Raw genomic sequence first — 18,933 nt, 5'->3', positions numbered from 1 at the left:
TTCGGTTTCAGTACGCGTTGCTTTGCCTCAACCCTTTGAAGATGGTCGCGGCGATGATGCGCAGGTCCAGCGCAAAGGACCAGTTACTGAGGTAGTAGAGGTCGTAGGCAATGCGGCCTTCCATTTTTTCAATGCGGTCGGTCTCGCCGCGGTAGCCGTTCACCTGCGCCCAGCCGGTAATGCCGGGCTTGATGCGGTAGCGGTGGATATAGCCGGCCACGATCTTCTGGTACTGGTCGTCGTGCTCGATGGCGTGCGGGCGCGGCCCCACCACCGACATGTCGCCGCGCAGCACATTGAAGAACTGCGGCAGCTCGTCCAGGCTGGTGCGCCGCAGGAAGGCGCCCACCCGCGTGATGCGCGGGTCGTTGCGGGTGGCCTGCGTGAGCACGCCGGTCGGCTCGGTGTGCGCGCGCATGGAACGGAACTTGTAGATGGTGAAGACCCGGCCGTCGGCGCCCTTGCGCTTCTGCTTGAACAGCACCGGCCCGCGCGACGACAGCTTGACCGCCACGGCTATGGCCAGCAGCAGCGGCGCCAGGCCGAGCAGCACCGCCGCGGCGAACAGGCGGTCGAAGATGTCCTTCTGCATCAGCGCATTCGGCGAGATCGGTGAGGCCACCAGGTTGATCGCGTGCATGCCGATCAGGTCGATCATGCCGGCGTCGAACAGCGCCACGCTGCGCAGGTCGGGCATGAAGCGGATATTGATCAGCTCATCGCGGTATTCCCGCACGAAATCGAGGATGGCGGGTTCCTGCGACAGCGGCAGCGCCAGCCACAGCTCGTGGATCTGCTGGGTGCGCAGATATCGGTGAAAGGCGGCGCGGTCCTCGAAAGTGGGCACCTTTGCGTTGAGGCCGCCAACGCCGGGCGCCACATTGAAGGCGGCCGCCACGCGGAAGCCCGAGGCCCGCGACGAGGCGACACGCCGGATCACGGCGTCGCAATGCGCGCCGCTGCCGACTACCGCCACATGGTGCAGGTTCATGCCCGCGCTGCGCACATGGCCGAGCACGAGGTGGGTGGCGAGCCGCGACAGGATCAGCAGGCCGCCGGTAGTGGCGGTCCAGTAAGTAAACCACAGGCGCGAGATCAGGTCGGCGCGGTGCAGCGAGAACATCACCATCACGCCGCACAACTGCACCAGCAGCCAGGCCAGCGCGACTTGCCCGGCCAGCCCGAGCATGGAGCGGTCGCGCCAGGACGCATAGATGCCGAAGGCGGGAAACAGCGCCAGCGTGAACGCGGCCGCCAGCGCGATGACCACTTCGTAGAAGCCGCCCTGCGTCGCTTCGTCGAAGCGTATCTGCGAGGCCAGCGCGGCCCCGGCAAAGACCAGCGCGACGTCGAGCACGCGCGCCAGCAACCCCTCGAGCTTGAGCATTTCGCCTCTCCCGTCTTTCCCAAAGCCGTACCGCCACCGACCCCTGCCATCCCACCGCTCAGGCGCAGCCCCGTAGGTATCGGTCCACGCGCACGAGGTCGTCTTCAATGCCGTCCCCGGCTTGCCCCGTGCGCGAGGCAGCGGCGCTGGCGCGCCGCGTGCCGCCCATGCCGTCAGCCGTCAGCCGTCGGCCTGGCTCTTGCTGCGCTGGCGGAACACGGTGGGAGAGATCGACATGCGTTTGCGGAAGATCTTGGCAAGGCGATCGCCGTTGCCCATGCCGCAGCGGCGCGCCACCTTGTCGACCGGCAGGTCGGTTTCGGCCAGCAGGCCACAGGCGGAGTCGAGCCGCGCCTGCAGTAGGTAGTCGGACGGCGTCACGCCCATTTCCACCTTGAAGCGGCGCAGGAAATTGCGCTCGCTCATGGCGGCGACCTGGGCCGCATCGGCGATGGAGATCGACTGCTCGCAGTGGTTCTGCAGCCAGCGCGCGGCGGCGAGAATCTTGTCAGCCGCACTGGTCATGCCCACATCCGCCAGCGGCGGCATCAGCTTGGCACTCCAGGTCGGCATGACCCGCGCGGCCACGGCGCGCGCCACGTCCAGGCCGAGATCGCGCTTGATCACCGTCAACGCGCCTTTCATCGGCTCGTACTGGTCGCTGGCGGCCTCGGCGGCCTCGGCGGCTCGCAGCGGATGGACGGTGGCGCCGTGCGGCGGCTCCATCGGCTTGAGGATGCCGGCCGCGATCAGCACGGCGCGCCCCTCTGCGATCGGCTTGACCGCGGCGGTCTTCGGATGGACCGCGCGCAGCCAGCGCAGCAGCCGCTCGTCGGCGGCCGCGGTGCGCGCGCCATCGCCGCCGGCGATAAACAGGAGATCGAAGCCTGGCTGCTGGCGCGCATCGAGGCCGTCGGTCCAGACCCGCACCGAGGCCGAGCAGGCGATGCTGCCGCCATCGACGGAGATGAAGCAGACATCGTAGGCCAGCTTCTTGCCGCTGGCGGGAGACGAGACCTTGTTGGCCGTGTGGAAGAGCTCGGCCACCAGGCCGGCGCCCAATAGGGAAAAACCGTCGAATAACAGAATACCGACGCGCCTGGCGCTGCATTTGAAACGATCGGTGGAGGTGGAGAACCAGTTTATGGAGGCTGGTGCTAATTGCGCGTCCGTCATTTTGATTACCCCATTATTACTGATCGCTTCCGCAGCGGACTTTGTCGTGCTGCATTGCAGCGTAGCCACTCTGCAATCGTCGGAGTGCGCCCTGTCTGATACTGACGAGATCTTGGCGGAAGGAATGCAAAAAATTCTAAAAATGCGATGCAAGTGCCTGTAACCAAAGAAAATATGCCTTAAGATAATTGGTGATCACCTTGGTGCAAGCATTGGGAAGAACTCCTTATTGGGCACTATAGAGGCTGCGCTGCAACGCAGCATGCCACGCACCAAAATGAATGTTTGGAAATCCACATAACTAAACGATTCGGTGCATGCCGAATATTTATTCAAAGATTTGTTCACCAATAGAAGTCATTTTTTGCCGCTGTTTCAGGAATGAAACAGGAAACGCATATTTTTATGAGAATAATTCCCCTTCAATTTGTTTCGCGCTGCGCAGGTGCGTCGCTGGTGTCGAGCAACTGCAGCCCGGGTAGCAGGGGAGGCTCTGGTGCAAATCGTAGGGGCCGGTGGGTAAGCTCGGATTTTTGACGAGCGCGAGCCTGCAATGAGTACGCTCAGAGATATCGACTGGTCGTTCAACGGGCGGCACTGCGACCGCGAACTCATCTTGGTACCTGCGCATACGACGATCATGCGCTGGGTCCAACGCTTCACGCCGGAGTTCGTCAAGCGCTCGGATCGGAAGGGAACTGAAAGGACGCCTCGCCGCAGCGGCACGGCCAGCCGCGGGCGTCAGAGGCTGGCGTTATTGGCCAGCATCATGCCCGAGCCGTTGCCGGCCGTGTAGTGGCTGGCGCAGCTGACCGAACTGTTTCCCGTCACCGACATGCCGGTGCAGCCGTACAGGTGGATGTTCGTGGCGCAGTCGCGCACGAAGTTGCCCGAGACGACCCCGCCAGTCCGGTTGACCACATTGATGCCGTATGCGCCCGGTGCGTCGAATCCGGCTACGACATTGTTCACGACGACGGCGGCGGTCCTGCTCCAGGCCAGGTCGATGCCGCTCTTGGTGCCATTCAGGCCAAGCACGGTGTTGCCATTGATGACCGGGTCGGCCACGTCATGGCAGCTGATGCCGACCTTGCCCATATAGCGGATGTTGTTCCCGCTGATGGTCGGGTGGTCCTGGTATTGCGCCCAGATGCCGATCGTCTCAATCGCCGCATTGCACAGGATGCTGTTGTCGGTGACGGCAATGCCCTGGCCGCGGTCGTGCCATGTGACCGTCAACATTGGCGAACCCGCCGCGATGGGCTTGCTTGCCAGCAGCGTGGTGCCATCGATGTTCGCGACATAGGTTTGCGCCGGCACCCCGCCTCCGGTCAAGAGCTGGCCGACCTGAATCGTGGGATTCGGCGCGGCGAGCCGTACGCGCCTGGTGCCATCGGCGATGCACGCCTGCTTGCCCACCACCACCGTGTCGGTCTGCAGCCCCTGCAGCAAAATTGCCGCTGCGGCATGCCCCTGGGTCAGGTCCACGGTATTGCCGGAAATCACGCACTGCACGGCGCCACCGTACACTGCGATGCCCGCATGGATGGGGCTCCAGCTGGCGCCGCTCTTGTCGGTGCTGGCGCGATCCAGTTTCACGGTGTTGGCGGTGATGGAGCAGGCAAGCGAGCGTGCCACCGCGATGCCCCACCATGTGGCGCCTTCGCAGGTGTTGCCGGCGATGGATGCGTTGTTCAGGTTCTCCGTCACGATACTGCGCCGGAAGGGCCCCAGCACGATGTTGCCGACAATGGTGCAGAGATTGTCCTGCCTCGGCGACGCGCCGTTGTGATAGTGAGCCAGCCCTTCCACATGAATGCCGATCCGGCAATCCTGGCCCGCCATGGCCGTGACAAGGTTGCCGGTGATGGTCGCCGCACAGCCCCAGATCGTGATGCCGTCGCCCCGGTCCTCGCCGGTTCCGGAGGTGGAATCGCCCGGGCCGCCCCCCGCGCCAATGCAATCGAGAATGCGGTTGTTGGCGATGATGAAGTCGTGGTATTCGCCCTCCGACTCGACCGTGATGCCATTCTGGAAACCGCGGATGGTCGAGCGCGTGACCGTGCCCAGGTCGGCGCGGAACAGAATGCCGGTATTGCGGCCACCTGCCGGCGCCTGGAGCCGGTTTGGATTGGTGAGCACGATGCCGTCGAATTCGCAGCCATCCGCCTTGACGGTAATGGCGGCCATGGTGGCAATGCCGGCCGAAAATCGCAGTTCGCCCGCGCCGCAGATGCGGGTTTTCCTGCCTACGGTCAGCGGCCCGGTCAGGTTGAAGGTGCACCCCCCGGGAACGGCCAGCTCCGCGGCGCCGCTGTCGAGCGCGGCCTGGATGGCGCGGGTGTGATCGAGCATTGGGGCGCCGGACAGGGCGTCCTGCCGCATCGCGGGGGACATGAAATCGAGCACGCTCGGAGATTCGGGCTTGCGGCCATCCGGCACGCTTGCCGCCAGGACCGGGGGGGAGAATGGGTTCGCCAGCGCGGCGCCTGCGGTGGTGGCCAGTCCGGCCAGCAGATTCCGTCTCAGCCTGCTCATGTCCTTGCTCCGCGGGCGATGCTCGCCCCTGCGCTTCGCCGCTGCGGCGATTCACGGTTCATGGGTCCGACAGGGTGTGCCGCGGCATCGCCCTGAACAGCACCACGCCCGTGTCGTCGATGCCGGTGGCCAGGACCTGGCAGAACGCACCGCGGTCGTAGCGCGTGGGAAGCCGTTTTTCGCTCGCGACCGTCATTTGCACCGGAGCCGCCCGGTGCCGGTACCGCAAGCTTAACCGCCCGATGCCGGCACAATCCGCCAAAAACCAGCGCCATGCCGACGGTGGGCTTCACCGTGGCCGCGCACGGCAATGCACAGCCATGTCGGAATATGGCGAACTGTTGGCAGGCCGGAAACCGGCCCAGGGAATACGCTGCATTCACCAATAACCAACATACGTCGGGGTAGGCCATGCTCAAGGTCAAGAAAGCAGTATTTCCGGTAGCGGGTCTCGGCACGCGTTTCCTGCCGGCCACCAAGGCCAGCCCGAAGGAAATGCTGCCGGTGGTGGACAAGCCTTTGATCCAGTATGCGGTGGAGGAGGCGGTTGCCGCCGGCATCACCGAACTGATCTTCGTGACCGGCCGCAGCAAGCGCGCGATCGAGGATCACTTCGACAAGTCCTACGAGGTCGAGGCCGAACTGGCGGCGCGCGGCAAGCAGCAACTGCTCGATCTGGTCCGCAGCATCAAGCCCAGCCATGTCGACTGCTTCTACGTGCGGCAGTCCGAGCCCCTCGGGCTCGGCCATGCGGTGCGCTGCGCGAGCAAGCTGGTGGGCGACGAACCATTCGCCGTGATCCTGGCCGACGACCTGCTTGACGCGCCCACGCCGGTGCTCAAGCAGATGATCCAGGTGTTCGACCACTACCACAGCTCGGTGATCGGTGTGGAGGAGATCGCGCCGGAGAACTCGCGCTCTTATGGCGTGGTCGACGGCAAGCCCTGGGACAGCAGGGTTTTCAAGATGTCCGGTATCGTCGAGAAGCCGGCGCCGGAAGCGGCGCCGTCCAACCTCGGCGTGGTGGGGCGCTATGTGCTGATGCCGCGCATCTTCGACTACCTGCATGCGCTCAAGCCGGGCGTTGGCGGCGAGCTGCAGCTCACCGACGCGATCCAGGCGCTGCTGACCGACGAGCAGGCGCTCGCCTATCGCTACCATGGGCGCCGCTTCGACTGCGGCAGCAAGCTCGGCTACCTGATGGCCACGGTCGAGTTAGCGCTGCGCCACGCCGAGGTCGGCGCGCCGTTCGAGCAATACCTGCGCGCCGAGTACGCGGCGTTTGGTGGCATGCCGTCGCGCGCGGAAAGCGCGGCGCCGGAGGACAGCGAGCGCCTCCCCATGGTTGCTTAGGGATGGTGTTCAAGTGCGACACGTGTCGCGGTCCGCCGCACGTCAAGCGGCATGGTGTTTTTCCTACGCGTGACGCTGCTCGAGTTGACCGATTCGCTGCTCTATCAAATAGGACGTCGCGTTTCCGATCTGGTTCGGCACGCTTACAACAAGACCACAACGAAACAGGGTCGCTCTGCAGTTGAATACCGACAACAACTGGTTGCGATCAAAGCGCTCGTTCGTGACAATACGCGCCCGGCGGAAACCCGACTTGCAGAGTTTGAAGCACTGCTTGGGGAACTACAGGACAAGCCCCTCGCGCCAGTTGCCTCGCTGACAAAGCTGATGACTGCGATGGTGGCGCTGGACCAGCATCCGGCGCTGGAGAGAGAGCTAGCATCGCCGCAGCTCACCTAGCTTCTCCAGGTATTGGGGCGTAACGTCGCCCGTTACGTATCGGCCATCAAAACATGACGTCTCGAGCCCTTTGAGGGCCGGATTAAGATCGGTTACCGACCTTTGCATGTCCATGATGTCCTGATACACCAAACCATCCACGCCGAGGATGGTGCTAACCTGGTCGATATCGCGGCCGCTTGCAATCAGTTCCTTTCGCAAGGGCATATCGATTCCGTAAACGTTTGGGTGACGGATTGGGGCTGCCGCAGAGGCAAGGTAGACTCGATTGGCGCCCGCAGCGCGTGCCATGTTGACGATTTCACGGCTGGTAGTCCCACGAACGATTGAATCATCAACGATGAGAACGTTCTTCCCCTTGAACTCTACGCCCATGGCGTTAAGCTTTTGGCGTACGGATTTTTGGCGCATTTGTTGGCCAGGCATGATAAAAGTGCGACCTATGTAACTGCTCTTTACCAGCCCCTCGCGATAAGGAAGGTTTAGGCTGGCTGCAAGCTGCATGGCTGCGGGACGGGACGAATCGGGGACTGGCATTACCACATCAATGTCGGCCGAGCGGAAATTCGACGCGACCGATCTGGCAAGGTATTCGCCCATCCGCATCCGTGCGGCATACACTGACACTCCCTCAATCACCGAGTCCGGCCGAGCGAAATAGACATATTCGAATACACATGGAAGGTTGCGCGCACTTGATGCACATTGCTTGTAAGACAATTTCCCTGCGTGGTCAATGAATATACCTTCGCCAGGCGCTACGTCGCGCATCAAGGTGAACCCGCTCGCTTCCAGGGCTGCGGATTCTGAAGCGACCATCCATTCCCTCGTCGGCCCGAATTCACGGTAACCAATGCACAGGGGACGGATACCGTTAGGGTCGCGAAATGCGAGCAACCCCTGATCGGCGATACTCGCAACTACGGCGTACGCTCCACGCACGCGACGATGGACGCCGGAGACTGCGCGGAATACGGCGTCGCTATCAATACCTGTGCCACAGGTCACATCCTGTAACTCGCTCGCGAGGACGTTCAACAGGACCTCTGAGTCAGACCGGGTATTGACGTGTCGGTGATTGAGCGACTGAAGTTCGGCGCGCAACTGCGTCGTATTGGTTAGGTTGCCGTTGTGCGATAGCGTAATGCCGAAAGGGGCGTTTACATAAAACGGCTGGGACTCTTCGCCGCTCGCAGCTGAACCTGCCGTTGGATATCGTGTATGGCCTATTCCGCTGTGCCCGTAGAGTGAGCGCATGTCGCGGGTACGAAACACATCGCGTACAAGACCCTTCGCTTTGTGCAAATAAAACTGACTTCCCCGCGAAGTCGCAATGCCAGCGGCATCTTGCCCACGATGTTGTAGTAACAGGAGTGTGTCATACAACAACTGATTGACTGGTCCTGCCCCGACGATTCCTACAATTCCGCACATCATGCCTCCGCGCTCTTGCGGCTTGGTCGAACAAACTATTCCTAGCACCCGCCCCGAACGCTAGCGGCGCTGTGATTCCACCGCACACTGCTCAATGTGAACCGTGCCGGTTTTTCCGGGGGCTCCCACTCTTCAGTGAGAATGGAGCCTATGAAGAAGACGTCAAGCGAGCTTACATGTTGTGCTTGACCGCGGCCTGGCGAGTCATCCGACCGTTTTCGAATCATCCAACTTTCGTGAGCATTTCCCCGGTGTGAGGGACGAGAAACAGATCTCTGTCGATCAACTCGACAAGTTCTCCGCTGGACAGGCGCCAATTTTTTGCGCCTGGATAGACGCGCAGGCCTCTAGGTGTCATCACTGACGTGAAGTAGCGACACTCAAGCACAAAAACGCATCGGTCGTCGTCGCCAGTGCAAGTCAGTCGCTGTACCACCTTGTTGCCGTGGCGTGGGCCGGCCAGGGGATGCAGCAGCTTGATAGCCATGTCGGGAAACTCGTGATAGTAAGAAATCCGAGGCAACTGGACGGCTTGATCCATAGGCGTCTTGAGCGCATGCCTCGAGTAGCGCTGGCTGCATTGCCATAGATGCCGAAGTGCACGCGCAATGACGGTTTACGGTCAGTTTTCGATGCAAATCCTGGGTCCAGATTCGCTGCAAATCAACAGCTGGAAGCACTGGTCACTCGCTGTCCGGTGGTTTCGTCTGCGGCTGCCGCCGCCAGGCTGCGCGCGTCATCCGACAAGGGGTCGCGTCACATTAAGACATTAGAACGGCTTGGTCGGCAGGTACTTGCCATCGAGGGTGATCACCGCGCGGTGGCCGCCCTCGGGGTCGTCCACCTTCTTGATGTCGAGCTTGAAGTTGATGGCGCTGATGATGCCGTCGCCGAACTGCTCGTGAACCAGGGCCTTGAGCGTCGAGCCGTAGATCTGCACGATCTCGTAGAAGCGGTAGATGGTCGGGTCAGTCGGCACGCCGCCAGGAATGCTGCCGCGCACAGGAATGGTCTGCAACTGGCGCACGGCATCTTCGCCCAGGTCCAGCTTGTCGGCGACGATCTTTGCCGCGGGGGAGGGTAGCGGATGCTGGCCGAGCAGGGCGGCCGTGACAAATGCCAGGCTCAGTCCGGTGCCTTCGTTGATCTGCTCGAATGTGAGCCCCTTGCGGATCTTGGCGTCGATGATGTCATCGCTCAGGGCTTGACGGGAGGATTGGCTGAATTGGGATTGGGTCATGCTGACTCCTTGAGAGGATGGAACGTGGGGTGAGGCATTCAGGCGCGCCGATCGACTCCCGCCTGCGTGGGTTTGCGGGTGCTTTGAATTTGCTATGACCTAAGGGTGGTTTGTCATGCGATCGACCAGGCGGCGAATGATGGGCGTGGCCGACACGACAACGGGCAGCATGGTCAGCCAGGAAACGCTCCAGGACCTTAGCCAGTGCTGAAAGAACTGGCCTTCGTCTGCAAATGGAATGCTTGCGATGGCAGCAGCGATGGAGCAGGTCAGTCCGGCTTGGATAACGCCATATGCGAAATAGCTGTAGCGCGAAGGAATCTTAGGCATGTGAGTCGCCCCTATGCATTCTTTGAACCGTTCATGCACCCTGCCATTGCCGCGCCAGGGGCTGTCGCCCCTGGCGCATGACAGGCGCTACGCGGCGGCTCCAGCCTTTCCTGCCAACCGCTGCACGGTTTCGTTGGTATCCCACAGCGCGTTTGCGATAAAGCGGAAGTTGACCAGTGCCGCGTGATACCCGTCCCCTTCGGGTAGCTTCGGCCCTGCTACAGCGTCGCGCACGACAGCAACTTCGAAACCTTGCTCCAGCAGATCGCGCAGATGGGATTCGACGCACAGATTGGCGGCCATGCCCGCAAGGATCACCTGATCGACGCGCTGCTTGCGCAACTGCAGGACAAGGTCGTTGGCCTGCGGGCCGTACAGCTTGTGCGTGGAGCAGATGATGGTCTTGCCATCCTCAATATACGGCTTGAGCTCCGGCATGAAGTCCGCGCCCGACTCACGGAATCCGTCCAGATTCAGCGCGCCCGGACGATCGAACATGCCGATGGCATGCTGGAACATTTCGGCGGGGCCCTGCACTTTCCATGTGTGATCATGGGGAAAGTAATAGTGGGGAGAGATGGCGACCGTGATACCGGCCTGTTTTGCGGCCTCGAACAGACGGACCAGGTTGGGCACGAGGTTCTGCTCCGTCACGCTTTCTCCGACCACGCCCCAGCTGCGGCCTGCGGGGCTCATGAAGTCGATCTGCGGGTCAATCACGACGAGCGCGGTGCGTGGCAGGTCCAGCGTAATGGTGGACTTCGGCAGAGCCGGATCAACGGGATCTGCATACTGGGTGGGGAAATTGGACATGCAAAGTACCTCTTAATGGTGAGCCCCGTGGGCGTCGTTTCAACTAAGGATGAATGTCAACAGATCCGCGTTGAGCCTGTCGTTATTTTATACGCGACCAGTCGTCTATTTAAAACCATAAAAAAATTTCAGTACAACAACCGCTTGAGCGTCACTTTGCAAAATCGTCGGCAAACCTCGCCATCCGAACGGCTCTGGAGCGCACTCTGGCGCGCCGGGAATCTGGGGCGGTCCTGCGCAGCAAGATCGAGCGCAACGCTTCGCCGCTGACATTGGACAATTCGAGCGAAAAGTCGCCACCGCGAGGCACCCGAACTCTTGCCCTGCGGTCCGCCAGCAGCAACTCGAACAACTTTTCAATTCTGGCCAACGGCTTGAGTTGGCGGGTCTTGGCACGCCTCGGTGAATCGTGAGCAGTGAATAAATAATAGACGACTGGTTGGCTATTGTCAAATCTTCATCGCGCGGTCTCACTGAACTGGCACGCGCAAGTCGGGGACAACTGATGTCGTCGCGCTGTGCAATCACGATGAAGCGTATGGATGGGCAGGCACCGTGAATTGATAGATCGTGCCGGGCACGTTCGCGCTCGCCCACAGTCGACCGCCGTGTGCTTCGCAGATGGACAAGCATAGACGATCGTCATCGTATGCTTGACAAATAGCCAACCAGTCGTCTATTGTTCTCCCCACTGCTCACCAACCATCGCGAACATGCCAAGACCCGCTAACCCCGAGATCCGTAGCCGGCTGCTTATCGACGGTGGTCGTGTGATTCACAGCGCCGGTTTCAACGGGTCCGGCGTGCAGGACATCGTCGCTGCCGCCGATGTCCCCAAGGGCTCCTTCTACAGCTATTTCGACAGCAAGGAAGCCTTTGCCGCTGAAGTGCTCGAAGCCTATTGGGAGTCCATTGAACAACGCCACGGCAAAGTGATGTATGACGCGCGCATCCCGCCGTTGGCTAGGATCGAAAAATTATTCGAATTGCTGGTGGCCGACCACGCAGCACAAAATTTTAGGATCGGATGCCTTGTAGGCAACCTTTCCCTCGAATTGTCTAATACCAGCGATGGAGTCCGAAAGGCCCTGGAGCGCATTCTGGCGCGCTGGGAGGGCATGATCACGCCTTGTCTTGACGAGGCCAGGACGCGCCAGGAACTGCCGGCGGACAGTGATTCCGCGCAGCTCGCGTCCGTCATCATCGAGGCCTGGGAAGGGGCGGTCCTGCGCAGCAAGGTTGAGTGCAATGGCGACGCCTGCCGCCGGTTCCAGCAAGTCACGTTAAAGCGATTGCTGTACTGATTTTTTTCATATTTAAATAGCCGACTGGTCACATATAATTCTCACCATGTCTGTAGCTGCCCGAGGCCTTGCCGCTGGCCTTTGCGGTATTCGCCCTTTCTGCCGACGCTGCTGCCGCAGCAGGTCCGGGCACGCCGGAAGCCACCAGCGTGCTGGCTGCGGCCGCGCCGCCGAGCAGCAGCGTCACCGATCAATTGCGCAGCTCGGCTAGAGTTGCTGGCAGGATCCTGTCAGGACAAGAAGGACACGCTCGGCATGCCTGCGCCTCGCATGCCCGCGCCTGTCGATGTGAGCGATTGCCGTCAAGAAAGTCTCGCAAAATGAATGCGGAGTCGGAAAACGTCGGCGACAGGCAAACGGGCTACGGGAGTTGCGAACGATTGCTTTGCATGAGGTGCTGGATTCCCTGCGGCACTGCTTCGACGCAGAAGTGCCGGACGAGCCCGAAGTTGAGGCGCTCGTGGCTCTCTGCCAGAGCGCAGGTCTTGCCGTCGAACTGTCCCGTGGACTGCGTAACCGTAGCAACGAACTATTGGCCGCCATTGACGCTGATTTTCCGAATCGCGTGCCATTGCCACAAGTGGCGGACAGACTTTGCTTGTCGGAAAGCCGGCTCTCGCATTTGTTCGCCGATGAAATTGGCATTCCGCTGCGGACATATCAGCTATGGCAGCGCTACCGGTTCGCATTTTCACGGCTTTCAGACCGGACCACGCTGACCCACCTTGCAAGCGATACCGGATTCGCTGATGCGGCCCACCTGACGAGAACCTTTGTCGGATATTCGCCCGGCACGCTGTACAGGATGACCTCGCCATGGTTCGGCCGCACCAATGTCCTGCAGGAAAAGCTTGACGCGCTTTGCCGGGGCAAGACCTTCGGCGACCTGCGCGGCCGAAGCCGCGGGCTGCATCTGCTGGTAACCGCGACCGACCTTACCACCGGAGCGGCGTTCGAGTTCACCCCCGAGCAGTTTGCCCTGATCTGCTCAGACCTGAGCAGCGTGCCCCTGTCATTCGCGGTCGCCGCGTCGTCATCGGTTCCGATTCCGCTCAGTCCGGTAACGCTGCGCAACTATGCCGGTGCCTGTCCCCAGGCGGCCCAACTCGCGGATACGGTACGCAGCGACCGCAATCTGCAGGCAAGGATTGCTGCATGCCAATGCCCAAAGCTGTCTCGATGCTGAGAACAGGCCATACCTGCATCTTGTGGACGGAGGCTTGGTGGACAACCTCGGCGTGCGTGGCCTGCTGGACCGTACTGCTGCGCGCGGCTCGCTCGACGCGAGTTTCGGAAATCTTCCGGCTGGCTCAGTACACAAGATCGTACTGATCAGCGTGAATTCAGAACGGGACACCGCCGAGCGCATTGACCGTAGCGACCGGGTGCCCGTGACGCCCCAGGTGCTGGATTCTCTGATTTTCGGCGCCGGCTCCCGCGCAACCGGTGAAACGGTACCGGCTGCGACATCTGGATCTGTATTTTCACATTGACTTATCGGTCAGGATGACCATAATGTCATCAAAAGATCGGGCGTCGCTGCAGAGCGTGCCCGGCCACTTCAAGGAGACGACATGACCCGCCAGCCTCGCAGCGTGCTGCGCACGCCGCCAGCATTTCCAGAAAGTGCACTGCCTTCCTCGGTCCAGAAACTCCAGCGGCCAGAAGCCCTGGTGAAAGCCCAGGCGCTTGCTTTTCTCATCTTTGAAAAACATGACTTGCGTGCTGCAGAGACCTTCCTGACGGATTTCGGCATGTGTAGCGTGTCGCGCACGGACAAGCAGTTGCTGATGCGCGGCGCGGGGCCGCAACCATGCCTGCTGTCGATACGGAAGGGTCAGCGCTCACGTTATGTCGGCGCCGCGTTTGCCGTTCGCAGCGAGGCGGACCTGGTTCGCCTCGAAGCCGAGGCGAATGCCCGCCGACTGCCGCCGGACGCCGTTCCCGGAGGCGGAACCGGCGTCGAACTGACCGACCCGGCCGGCAACCTGCTGTGGCTTGTCACTGGGCAGGCGCCGCTCGATCGGCTCCCATTGCGCACGCCGACACACGTTCTCACCAATGATCCAGGCCAGCTCCGCAGGGTGAACGCTATGGTGCGGCCGCCGCTGGAGCCTGCGGCCGTGGTGAAGCTCGGCCACGTCGTTCTGCAGACCGTTGACTTTGCTGGCATGGCCCGCTGGTACATGCGGCATCTCGGCCTGATCCCGACCGATGTTCAGTATCTCGAGGACGGGTCTCCGAACCTCTGCTTCTTCCGCCTGGATCTGGGAAGCACGCCCGCGGACCATCACTCCTTCGTGCTCGCGGGAGGCATTGAGGAAAAGTATGAGCACAGTGCGTACGAGGTGCTCGACCTTGATGCGCTCGGACAGGGCCACAACGTGCTGCGTGCGAACGGCCACCGGCATATGTGGGGCATCGGACGGCACGTCCTCGGAAGCCAACTCTTCGATTACTGGTTCGATCCGGACGGCATGGAGTTCGAGCACTACACCGACGGCGATGTTTTCACCGCGGACCATGAAACGCATTACGTCCCCCTCGACATGGCCGGCATCTGGGCCTGGGGCGATGACGTGCCGGCAAGCATGGGCGTCAAGCGCAATTTCGACACGGTGCTCCGTGTGGCTGGATTGCTACGGACCGGTCGGCTGTCCCTGGAGCGCCTGAAGTTGCTTGGCCGCGCCATGAGCCCTGCCAGACCCTGGCTGTGAATGCTCTATTGCAGGCGCTGCAGAACCAACACATCAAGGAGAACAAATGGCTGTCAAGGTCGTCCGATATATCCACGCCGGCGAGTCACACTGGGGTGTGGTCCACGACCGCCTTATCGCCCCATTGCGCTGCGATGGCGCCAGTACTGCGGACTTCGTTACCAATGGCCTGGAAGCCGCCTGGCGCAGCACCGCGGGCGAGGCAACACTTGCGCTTGATGGCGTCACGCTGCTGCCGCCAGTCACGCCAGACCGCCAGTTCCTGTGCCAGGGCATTAACTACGCCAGTCATGTACGCGAATCTGGCATGGACCCCGACAAGATTGGCTTCAACACGCTGTTCACCAAGGCTCCATCCTGTCTTGCCGCGGCTGATGCCGACGTGGTGCGGCCGGGGCATGTGCACCTGCTCGACTACGAGATCGAACTTGGTCTGGTTGTCCGCAAACCCCTGACGGACGCACTGCGTGTCGGGCCGGACCAGCTTCACGAGTTTCTGGCAGGTGTCACGATTGTCAATGACGTTTCCGCACGTGACGTCCAGTTGCCACAGGCTCAGTTCTACAAAGGAAAAAGCTATCGCAGCTTTGGCCCCGTGGGTCCCTTCCTGGTACTGCTGAACGCAGAAGAGTGGGCACGCTGGCCTGAGCTGCGCATGCGGCTCCATGTGAACGGGCAGCCACGACAGGACACGTACTGCGGCGACATGATCTTCAAACCGCACCAGACGCTGACCGAGTTGTCCGCCCTGCATGATCTGCAGCCAGGCGACCTCATCGCTACCGGCACGCCAGCAGGCTGCGCAGCCCGAGCGCCGGGAAAGCTCGCGATGTGGATGTTCCGCCACGTACTGTCCGAGCGTACGAAGTGGCAACTTTTCATCAAGAAGGGCCGCTCGAACCCCGCCTATCTGCAGCCGGGCGACATCATGACCGCTTCGATACGCACTGACGATGGGGCAATCGAGCTGGGTGAGCAGCGCAATCGCGTGGTGTCGGCATGAACATCCCATACGGCGAACCAACTGCCGCGGTGGCCGCGATCGACGGATTTGGCGAGGACTTCGCGCTCGAGGTTCGTCCAATGCCTTACCGGAAACCGCGCAAAGGCGAGATCGTGGTGAAGGTCGAGGCAGCGGCGGTGAATCCTATCGATGTGCGCCGACGCAGCGGCTATGGCAGGAGAATCTTCTCGTTATTGGGAGCAACGCGCCTGCCCCTCGTTCTCGGCAATGATTTCGCCGGGACTGTTTGTGCCGTGGGGGCTGGCGTGACAGGCCTGCGTGAAGGCGACGCTGTGTTCGGGGCCAAGCCGCCGTCAAGCGAAGGGACGCATGCCACGCACGTAATCGTCCGGCCTGACCACGTTGCGCACAGCCCTTCGTCGATTCCCGCTGACGCCCTTGCCACGTTGCCCTACAACTTCCAAACCGTGGCCAGAGCATTCGCGGATGCTGGCATTTCGCGTGATACCGTGAACGGACGGGCCGTACTTGTGTATGGGGCGACTGGCGGCCTCGGACAAATTGCTGTCAGGTTGCTCCGCCTGCTGGGAGCCAATGTCACTGCGGTCGGCTCAAAGAACGGGCTCCAGGCCTGTTTGGATGCTGGTGCCACCGAAGTGGTTGACCGCCATGCGCAATCGCTCGCCAGTTTGCCGCGGCACTTTGCCGCCACGCTGAACTTCGCCAACTGGGACGACGAAGCAGAGCTGCTGCACCTGCTCTCGTCTGACGCGGTGGGCCATGCAACAACGGTCCATCCGTTGCTTGGCAACTTCGACAGGCTGGGCCTCGTCGCGGGCGGCGTTGCTTCGCTGGCTGGCAAACGGGCCAAACGCGCCCTGGTTCCGCATGGCGCACGGTATGGGTGGACGACCTTCCGCTCGAACAAGGCTGTATTGAAATCGCTTGCCACATGCGCAACGTCCCTTCGCCCGATTTGCGTAAAGACCTTCCCGCTTTCGCACGTTGAGCAGGCATACCAGCACGTCACCCGGCGCGAGCCCGGGCGCGCCATCCTGCTGCCACAGCAATCCTGACAAAACAGCCATCAATCAAGGAGACAAGCATGCCCGATACGACAGTGGGCGGCGGGACCTTGTCCGGCGAAATCCGGACCCAGGCCGATATCGACGCCTTTGAGCGCACACCGTGGGAAGACAAGGTTCCCGCGCAAAACACATACGAACTCCTGTGCCGGGCCTGCGATCGCTATGCAGAACGGACAGCGCTTCGTTTCGTGATGAACGGCGAGCCGGATGCGCAAGAGTTTGCTGTCGACTACGCCACACTCAAGGCGCGCGTGACGCAGGCGGCCAATGCCTTCCACCGTAGTGGCATTGCCCCGGGCACTGCCGTGAGCCTGCTGCTTCCGAACCTGCCGCAGACGCATTTCGCCTTGCTTGGCGCGCAGGCCGCGGGTATTGCCAGCCCCATCAACCCCATGCTCGAGGTGGATCATATTGTAGCCATCGTCGAGGAAACCGGGACCCGGGCGCTGGTCGCCTGCGCACCGATGGAAGACAGCACGCTATGGGATAAGGCGGTCGCGGTGGTTGACCGCTGCCTTGCGGTGCAGACCCTATTTGTCGTCAGCGCCAGGCCTTACGTTGGCGACGAGGAGCGCAAACGCCTGGAAGCGGCCTTCCAGTTTGCGTCGCGGCCGGCTCGCGTGGAAGTGAAGGTGGTCAGCTTCGAAGACGCGTTGGCTGCGGAGCCTTCAGACATGCTGGTATCCAAGCGACGCATTTTGCCGGGCGACATCTGTTCGTACTTCCACACCGGTGGCACCACCGGCCTGCCGAAGGTCGCCACGCACGCGCATCTCAATGAGGCGTTCGTCGCCGTCATGCTGGGCGTTCTCAGCCCGTCTCCCAACACAATCCTGTGCGGTCTCCCGCTGTTCCATGTGAACGGCGCGATGGTCACCGGCCTGGCCGCCTTCCATAGTGGCTGGGAGGTCGTCATGCTGACCGCGGCCGGCTATCGCGGTCACGGCGTGATGCCGAATTTCTGGAAGCTGGTCGAACGATTCAAGGCGAACAGCTTCAGTGGTGTGCCAACAATCTATAGCGCGCTCGCCGACCTGCCTCGCGATGGTGCCGATATTTCCTCGCTTCGTTTCGCATTCTGCGGTGCGGCGCCGCTGCTGGCCGAAGTGGCAAGGCGATTTGAAGCGGCCGCCGGCATCCCGTTGTACGAGGGTTACGGGATGACTGAAGGCGCCTGCGTTTCGGCCCTGAATCCGCCTCTGGGCGAGCGCCGCCTTGGCAGCGTTGGGTTGCGCCTGCCTCACCAGGCCATCGGAGTCTGGAAGACTGGTCGCGCGGGCCTTGCCACTGAGCCGGCCGCTCCGGGCGAAACGGGTGTTATCGGTATTCATGGCCCCAATGTGTTCCCCGGCTATTTGCGGGAGCACGATAACCGCGACATCTGGCTAAAGCCTGGCTGGCTCAACACTGGCGACCTCGGTTATCTGGACAAGGATGGCTACCTGCACCTGACGGGCCGTGCCAAGGAACTGATCATTCGAGGCGGCCACAATATCGATCCGGCAATGATCGAAGAAGCGCTCCTTCAGCATCCGGCCGTGGCGATGGTTGCAGCCGTCAGCCAGCCGGATGTGCACGCCGGTGAATTGCCTGTTGCCTATGTCACGCTCAAGCCGGGGCACCTTCTCACGGCCGACGAATTGCTGGCCGCGGCACGCACGCTAGTACCGGAGCGCGCCGCTGTACCTGCACGCATCGAAGTTCTGCAAACGCTGCCGCTGACTCCCATTGGCAAAGTGGCACGCGCGGAGTTGCGCATGCGCGCCGTCGAGGAAGTCTTCCGCGAACAACTGGAGCAGGCCGGTGTACCCGCCAGCGTACGTGTCGGGCCGGATATCAGGCGGGGTACCGTCGCATTCGTTCAATGCGCCGCTGCCGACGCAGCACGGGTGCGGGATCTCCTGGCAGGTCGGTTTCCGTACCCGCTCGACTTCACTCATCCGGCGTGACCCGAGGCTCGATCTAGTCCATCGCGTCAGTGAATTGGCACCGGGCGAATTCGCCGCGATGGATCGTCGTACTTCCACTTGATTGGCTTGGGATTCTTGTTGTGTTGACGGATATAGCGCATCAGCTTGCGATCCAGGTCCTTCACCGAAGTGAAGACGCCTCGTGCGATCACATCGCGCTGAATGCGCGCAAACCAGTTCTCGACCTGATTGAGCCAGGACGTGTAGGTCGGCGTGTGGT

The 18,933-nt window shown here is 61.6% G+C and carries 18 protein-coding genes and 1 pseudogene; 9 read left to right on the top strand and 10 right to left on the bottom strand.

The window, feature by feature from the left end; all coding sequences use genetic code 11:
* Positions 1 to 7 precede the first annotated feature (7 nt).
* The 4 genes from E1J61_RS25520 to E1J61_RS37495 all read right to left on the bottom strand — a co-directional run bounded on the left by E1J61_RS25520 (position 8) and on the right by E1J61_RS37495 (position 5,297).
* Positions 8 to 1,387, bottom strand: a complete 1,380-nt coding sequence (locus E1J61_RS25520; protein WP_133096748.1) for an undecaprenyl-phosphate glucose phosphotransferase — start codon at positions 1,385 to 1,387, stop codon at positions 8 to 10.
* Positions 1,388 to 1,567: 180 nt separating this feature from the next.
* Positions 1,568 to 2,563 carry a GlxA family transcriptional regulator gene (locus E1J61_RS25515; protein ID WP_133096747.1) on the bottom strand — a complete coding sequence of 332 codons (996 nt, stop codon included), beginning with the start codon at positions 2,561 to 2,563 and terminating at the stop codon, positions 1,568 to 1,570.
* A gap of 741 nt (positions 2,564 to 3,304) precedes the next feature.
* Positions 3,305 to 5,101, bottom strand: coding sequence for a right-handed parallel beta-helix repeat-containing protein (locus E1J61_RS25505; RefSeq protein WP_133096746.1), 1,797 nt, complete (start codon positions 5,099 to 5,101; stop codon positions 3,305 to 3,307).
* Between the two features lie 58 nt (positions 5,102 to 5,159).
* Complete coding sequence (locus tag E1J61_RS37495; protein WP_165971538.1) at positions 5,160 to 5,297, bottom strand: hypothetical protein; 138 nt, start codon at positions 5,295 to 5,297, stop codon at positions 5,160 to 5,162.
* 215 nt (positions 5,298 to 5,512) lie between these two features.
* Here E1J61_RS37495 and galU point away from each other — a divergent pair, with 215 nt between their 5' ends.
* Positions 5,513 to 6,454 carry a UTP--glucose-1-phosphate uridylyltransferase GalU gene (gene galU, locus E1J61_RS25500; RefSeq protein ID WP_133096745.1) on the top strand — a complete coding sequence of 314 codons (942 nt, stop codon included), beginning with the start codon at positions 5,513 to 5,515 and terminating at the stop codon, positions 6,452 to 6,454.
* 51 nt (positions 6,455 to 6,505) lie between these two features.
* Positions 6,506 to 6,853, top strand: coding sequence for a hypothetical protein (locus tag E1J61_RS38380; RefSeq protein ID WP_205751686.1), 348 nt, complete (start codon positions 6,506 to 6,508; stop codon positions 6,851 to 6,853).
* Here E1J61_RS38380 and purF read toward each other — a convergent pair.
* From purF to E1J61_RS25470, 5 genes are all read right to left on the bottom strand, one after another.
* Positions 6,830 to 8,287 carry an amidophosphoribosyltransferase gene (purF, locus tag E1J61_RS25490; RefSeq protein WP_133096789.1) on the bottom strand — a complete coding sequence of 486 codons (1,458 nt, stop codon included), beginning with the start codon at positions 8,285 to 8,287 and terminating at the stop codon, positions 6,830 to 6,832. The genes E1J61_RS38380 and purF overlap by 24 nt on opposite strands.
* A gap of 223 nt (positions 8,288 to 8,510) precedes the next feature.
* A complete protein-coding gene (locus E1J61_RS25485; RefSeq protein ID WP_133096744.1) occupies positions 8,511 to 8,828 on the bottom strand; it encodes a hypothetical protein in 318 nt (105 codons plus the stop codon).
* Positions 8,829 to 9,056: 228 nt separating this feature from the next.
* The gene (gene cynS, locus E1J61_RS25480) at positions 9,057 to 9,527 is read right to left on the bottom strand and encodes a cyanase (protein ID WP_133096743.1); all 471 of its coding nucleotides are present in this window, start codon (positions 9,525 to 9,527) and stop codon (positions 9,057 to 9,059) included.
* A gap of 99 nt (positions 9,528 to 9,626) precedes the next feature.
* Positions 9,627 to 9,857 (bottom strand): DUF2798 domain-containing protein, encoded by a 231-nt coding sequence (locus tag E1J61_RS25475; protein ID WP_133096742.1) that lies wholly within the window; start codon positions 9,855 to 9,857, stop codon positions 9,627 to 9,629.
* 87 nt (positions 9,858 to 9,944) lie between these two features.
* Entirely contained in the window at positions 9,945 to 10,670 is a 726-nt protein-coding gene (locus tag E1J61_RS25470) for a cysteine hydrolase (RefSeq protein ID WP_133096741.1), read from the bottom strand.
* Positions 10,671 to 11,383: 713 nt separating this feature from the next.
* Here E1J61_RS25470 and E1J61_RS25465 point away from each other — a divergent pair.
* The 7 genes from E1J61_RS25465 to E1J61_RS25430 all read left to right on the top strand — a co-directional run bounded on the left by E1J61_RS25465 (position 11,384) and on the right by E1J61_RS25430 (position 18,692).
* The gene (locus E1J61_RS25465; protein WP_133096740.1) at positions 11,384 to 11,974 is read left to right on the top strand and encodes a TetR/AcrR family transcriptional regulator; all 591 of its coding nucleotides are present in this window, start codon (positions 11,384 to 11,386) and stop codon (positions 11,972 to 11,974) included.
* Positions 11,975 to 12,344: 370 nt separating this feature from the next.
* On the top strand, positions 12,345 to 13,160 hold the full coding sequence (locus E1J61_RS25455; protein WP_243736972.1) for a helix-turn-helix domain-containing protein: 816 nt from the start codon (positions 12,345 to 12,347) through the stop codon (positions 13,158 to 13,160).
* A gap of 37 nt (positions 13,161 to 13,197) precedes the next feature.
* Positions 13,198 to 13,467, top strand: coding sequence for a hypothetical protein (locus E1J61_RS25450; protein WP_133096738.1), 270 nt, complete (start codon positions 13,198 to 13,200; stop codon positions 13,465 to 13,467).
* A gap of 81 nt (positions 13,468 to 13,548) precedes the next feature.
* A complete protein-coding gene (locus E1J61_RS25445) occupies positions 13,549 to 14,691 on the top strand; it encodes a VOC family protein (RefSeq protein WP_133096737.1) in 1,143 nt (380 codons plus the stop codon).
* A gap of 46 nt (positions 14,692 to 14,737) precedes the next feature.
* Positions 14,738 to 15,694 carry a fumarylacetoacetate hydrolase family protein gene (locus E1J61_RS25440; protein ID WP_133096736.1) on the top strand — a complete coding sequence of 319 codons (957 nt, stop codon included), beginning with the start codon at positions 14,738 to 14,740 and terminating at the stop codon, positions 15,692 to 15,694.
* Entirely contained in the window at positions 15,691 to 16,731 is a 1,041-nt protein-coding gene (locus tag E1J61_RS25435) for an alcohol dehydrogenase catalytic domain-containing protein (RefSeq protein WP_133096735.1), read from the top strand. Before E1J61_RS25440 ends, E1J61_RS25435 begins: the two co-directional genes overlap by 4 nt.
* Positions 16,732 to 16,760: 29 nt before the next feature.
* Positions 16,761 to 18,692, top strand: coding sequence for an acyl-CoA synthetase (locus tag E1J61_RS25430; protein ID WP_133096734.1), 1,932 nt, complete (start codon positions 16,761 to 16,763; stop codon positions 18,690 to 18,692).
* Between the two features lie 26 nt (positions 18,693 to 18,718).
* On the opposite strand, the pseudogene E1J61_RS25425 reads toward E1J61_RS25430, so the two are convergent.
* Positions 18,719 to 18,933 (bottom strand): annotated as a pseudogene (locus tag E1J61_RS25425) (IS630 family transposase); the annotation flags it as partial.

It is taken from the genome of Cupriavidus sp. L7L (assembly GCF_004353535.1).
In the GTDB taxonomy this organism is placed as follows: Bacteria; Pseudomonadota; Gammaproteobacteria; order Burkholderiales; family Burkholderiaceae; genus Cupriavidus; species Cupriavidus oxalaticus_A.
The sequence above is the reverse complement of the archived record's forward strand: the minus strand, read 5'-3'. Positions and strand labels throughout refer to the sequence as shown.

Bases quoted from the DNA above. Each gene is read 5' to 3' on its own strand.
- E1J61_RS25520 (WP_133096748.1), bottom strand. From the start codon at position 1,387: ATGCTCAAGCTCGAGGGGTTGCTGGCGCGCGTGCTCGACGTCGCGCTG.
- E1J61_RS25515 (WP_133096747.1), bottom strand. From the start codon at position 2,563: ATGACGGACGCGCAATTAGCACCAGCCTCCATAAACTGGTTCTCCACC.
- E1J61_RS25505 (WP_133096746.1), bottom strand. From the start codon at position 5,101: ATGAGCAGGCTGAGACGGAATCTGCTGGCCGGACTGGCCACCACCGCA.
- E1J61_RS37495 (WP_165971538.1), bottom strand. From the start codon at position 5,297: ATGACGGTCGCGAGCGAAAAACGGCTTCCCACGCGCTACGACCGCGGT.
- galU (WP_133096745.1), top strand. From the start codon at position 5,513: ATGCTCAAGGTCAAGAAAGCAGTATTTCCGGTAGCGGGTCTCGGCACG.
- E1J61_RS38380 (WP_205751686.1), top strand. From the start codon at position 6,506: ATGGTGTTTTTCCTACGCGTGACGCTGCTCGAGTTGACCGATTCGCTG.
- purF (WP_133096789.1), bottom strand. From the start codon at position 8,287: ATGTGCGGAATTGTAGGAATCGTCGGGGCAGGACCAGTCAATCAGTTG.
- E1J61_RS25485 (WP_133096744.1), bottom strand. From the start codon at position 8,828: ATGGATCAAGCCGTCCAGTTGCCTCGGATTTCTTACTATCACGAGTTT.
- cynS (WP_133096743.1), bottom strand. From the start codon at position 9,527: ATGACCCAATCCCAATTCAGCCAATCCTCCCGTCAAGCCCTGAGCGAT.
- E1J61_RS25475 (WP_133096742.1), bottom strand. From the start codon at position 9,857: ATGCCTAAGATTCCTTCGCGCTACAGCTATTTCGCATATGGCGTTATC.
- E1J61_RS25470 (WP_133096741.1), bottom strand. From the start codon at position 10,670: ATGTCCAATTTCCCCACCCAGTATGCAGATCCCGTTGATCCGGCTCTG.
- E1J61_RS25465 (WP_133096740.1), top strand. From the start codon at position 11,384: ATGCCAAGACCCGCTAACCCCGAGATCCGTAGCCGGCTGCTTATCGAC.
- E1J61_RS25445 (WP_133096737.1), top strand. From the start codon at position 13,549: ATGACCCGCCAGCCTCGCAGCGTGCTGCGCACGCCGCCAGCATTTCCA.
- E1J61_RS25440 (WP_133096736.1), top strand. From the start codon at position 14,738: ATGGCTGTCAAGGTCGTCCGATATATCCACGCCGGCGAGTCACACTGG.
- E1J61_RS25435 (WP_133096735.1), top strand. From the start codon at position 15,691: ATGAACATCCCATACGGCGAACCAACTGCCGCGGTGGCCGCGATCGAC.
- E1J61_RS25430 (WP_133096734.1), top strand. From the start codon at position 16,761: ATGCCCGATACGACAGTGGGCGGCGGGACCTTGTCCGGCGAAATCCGG.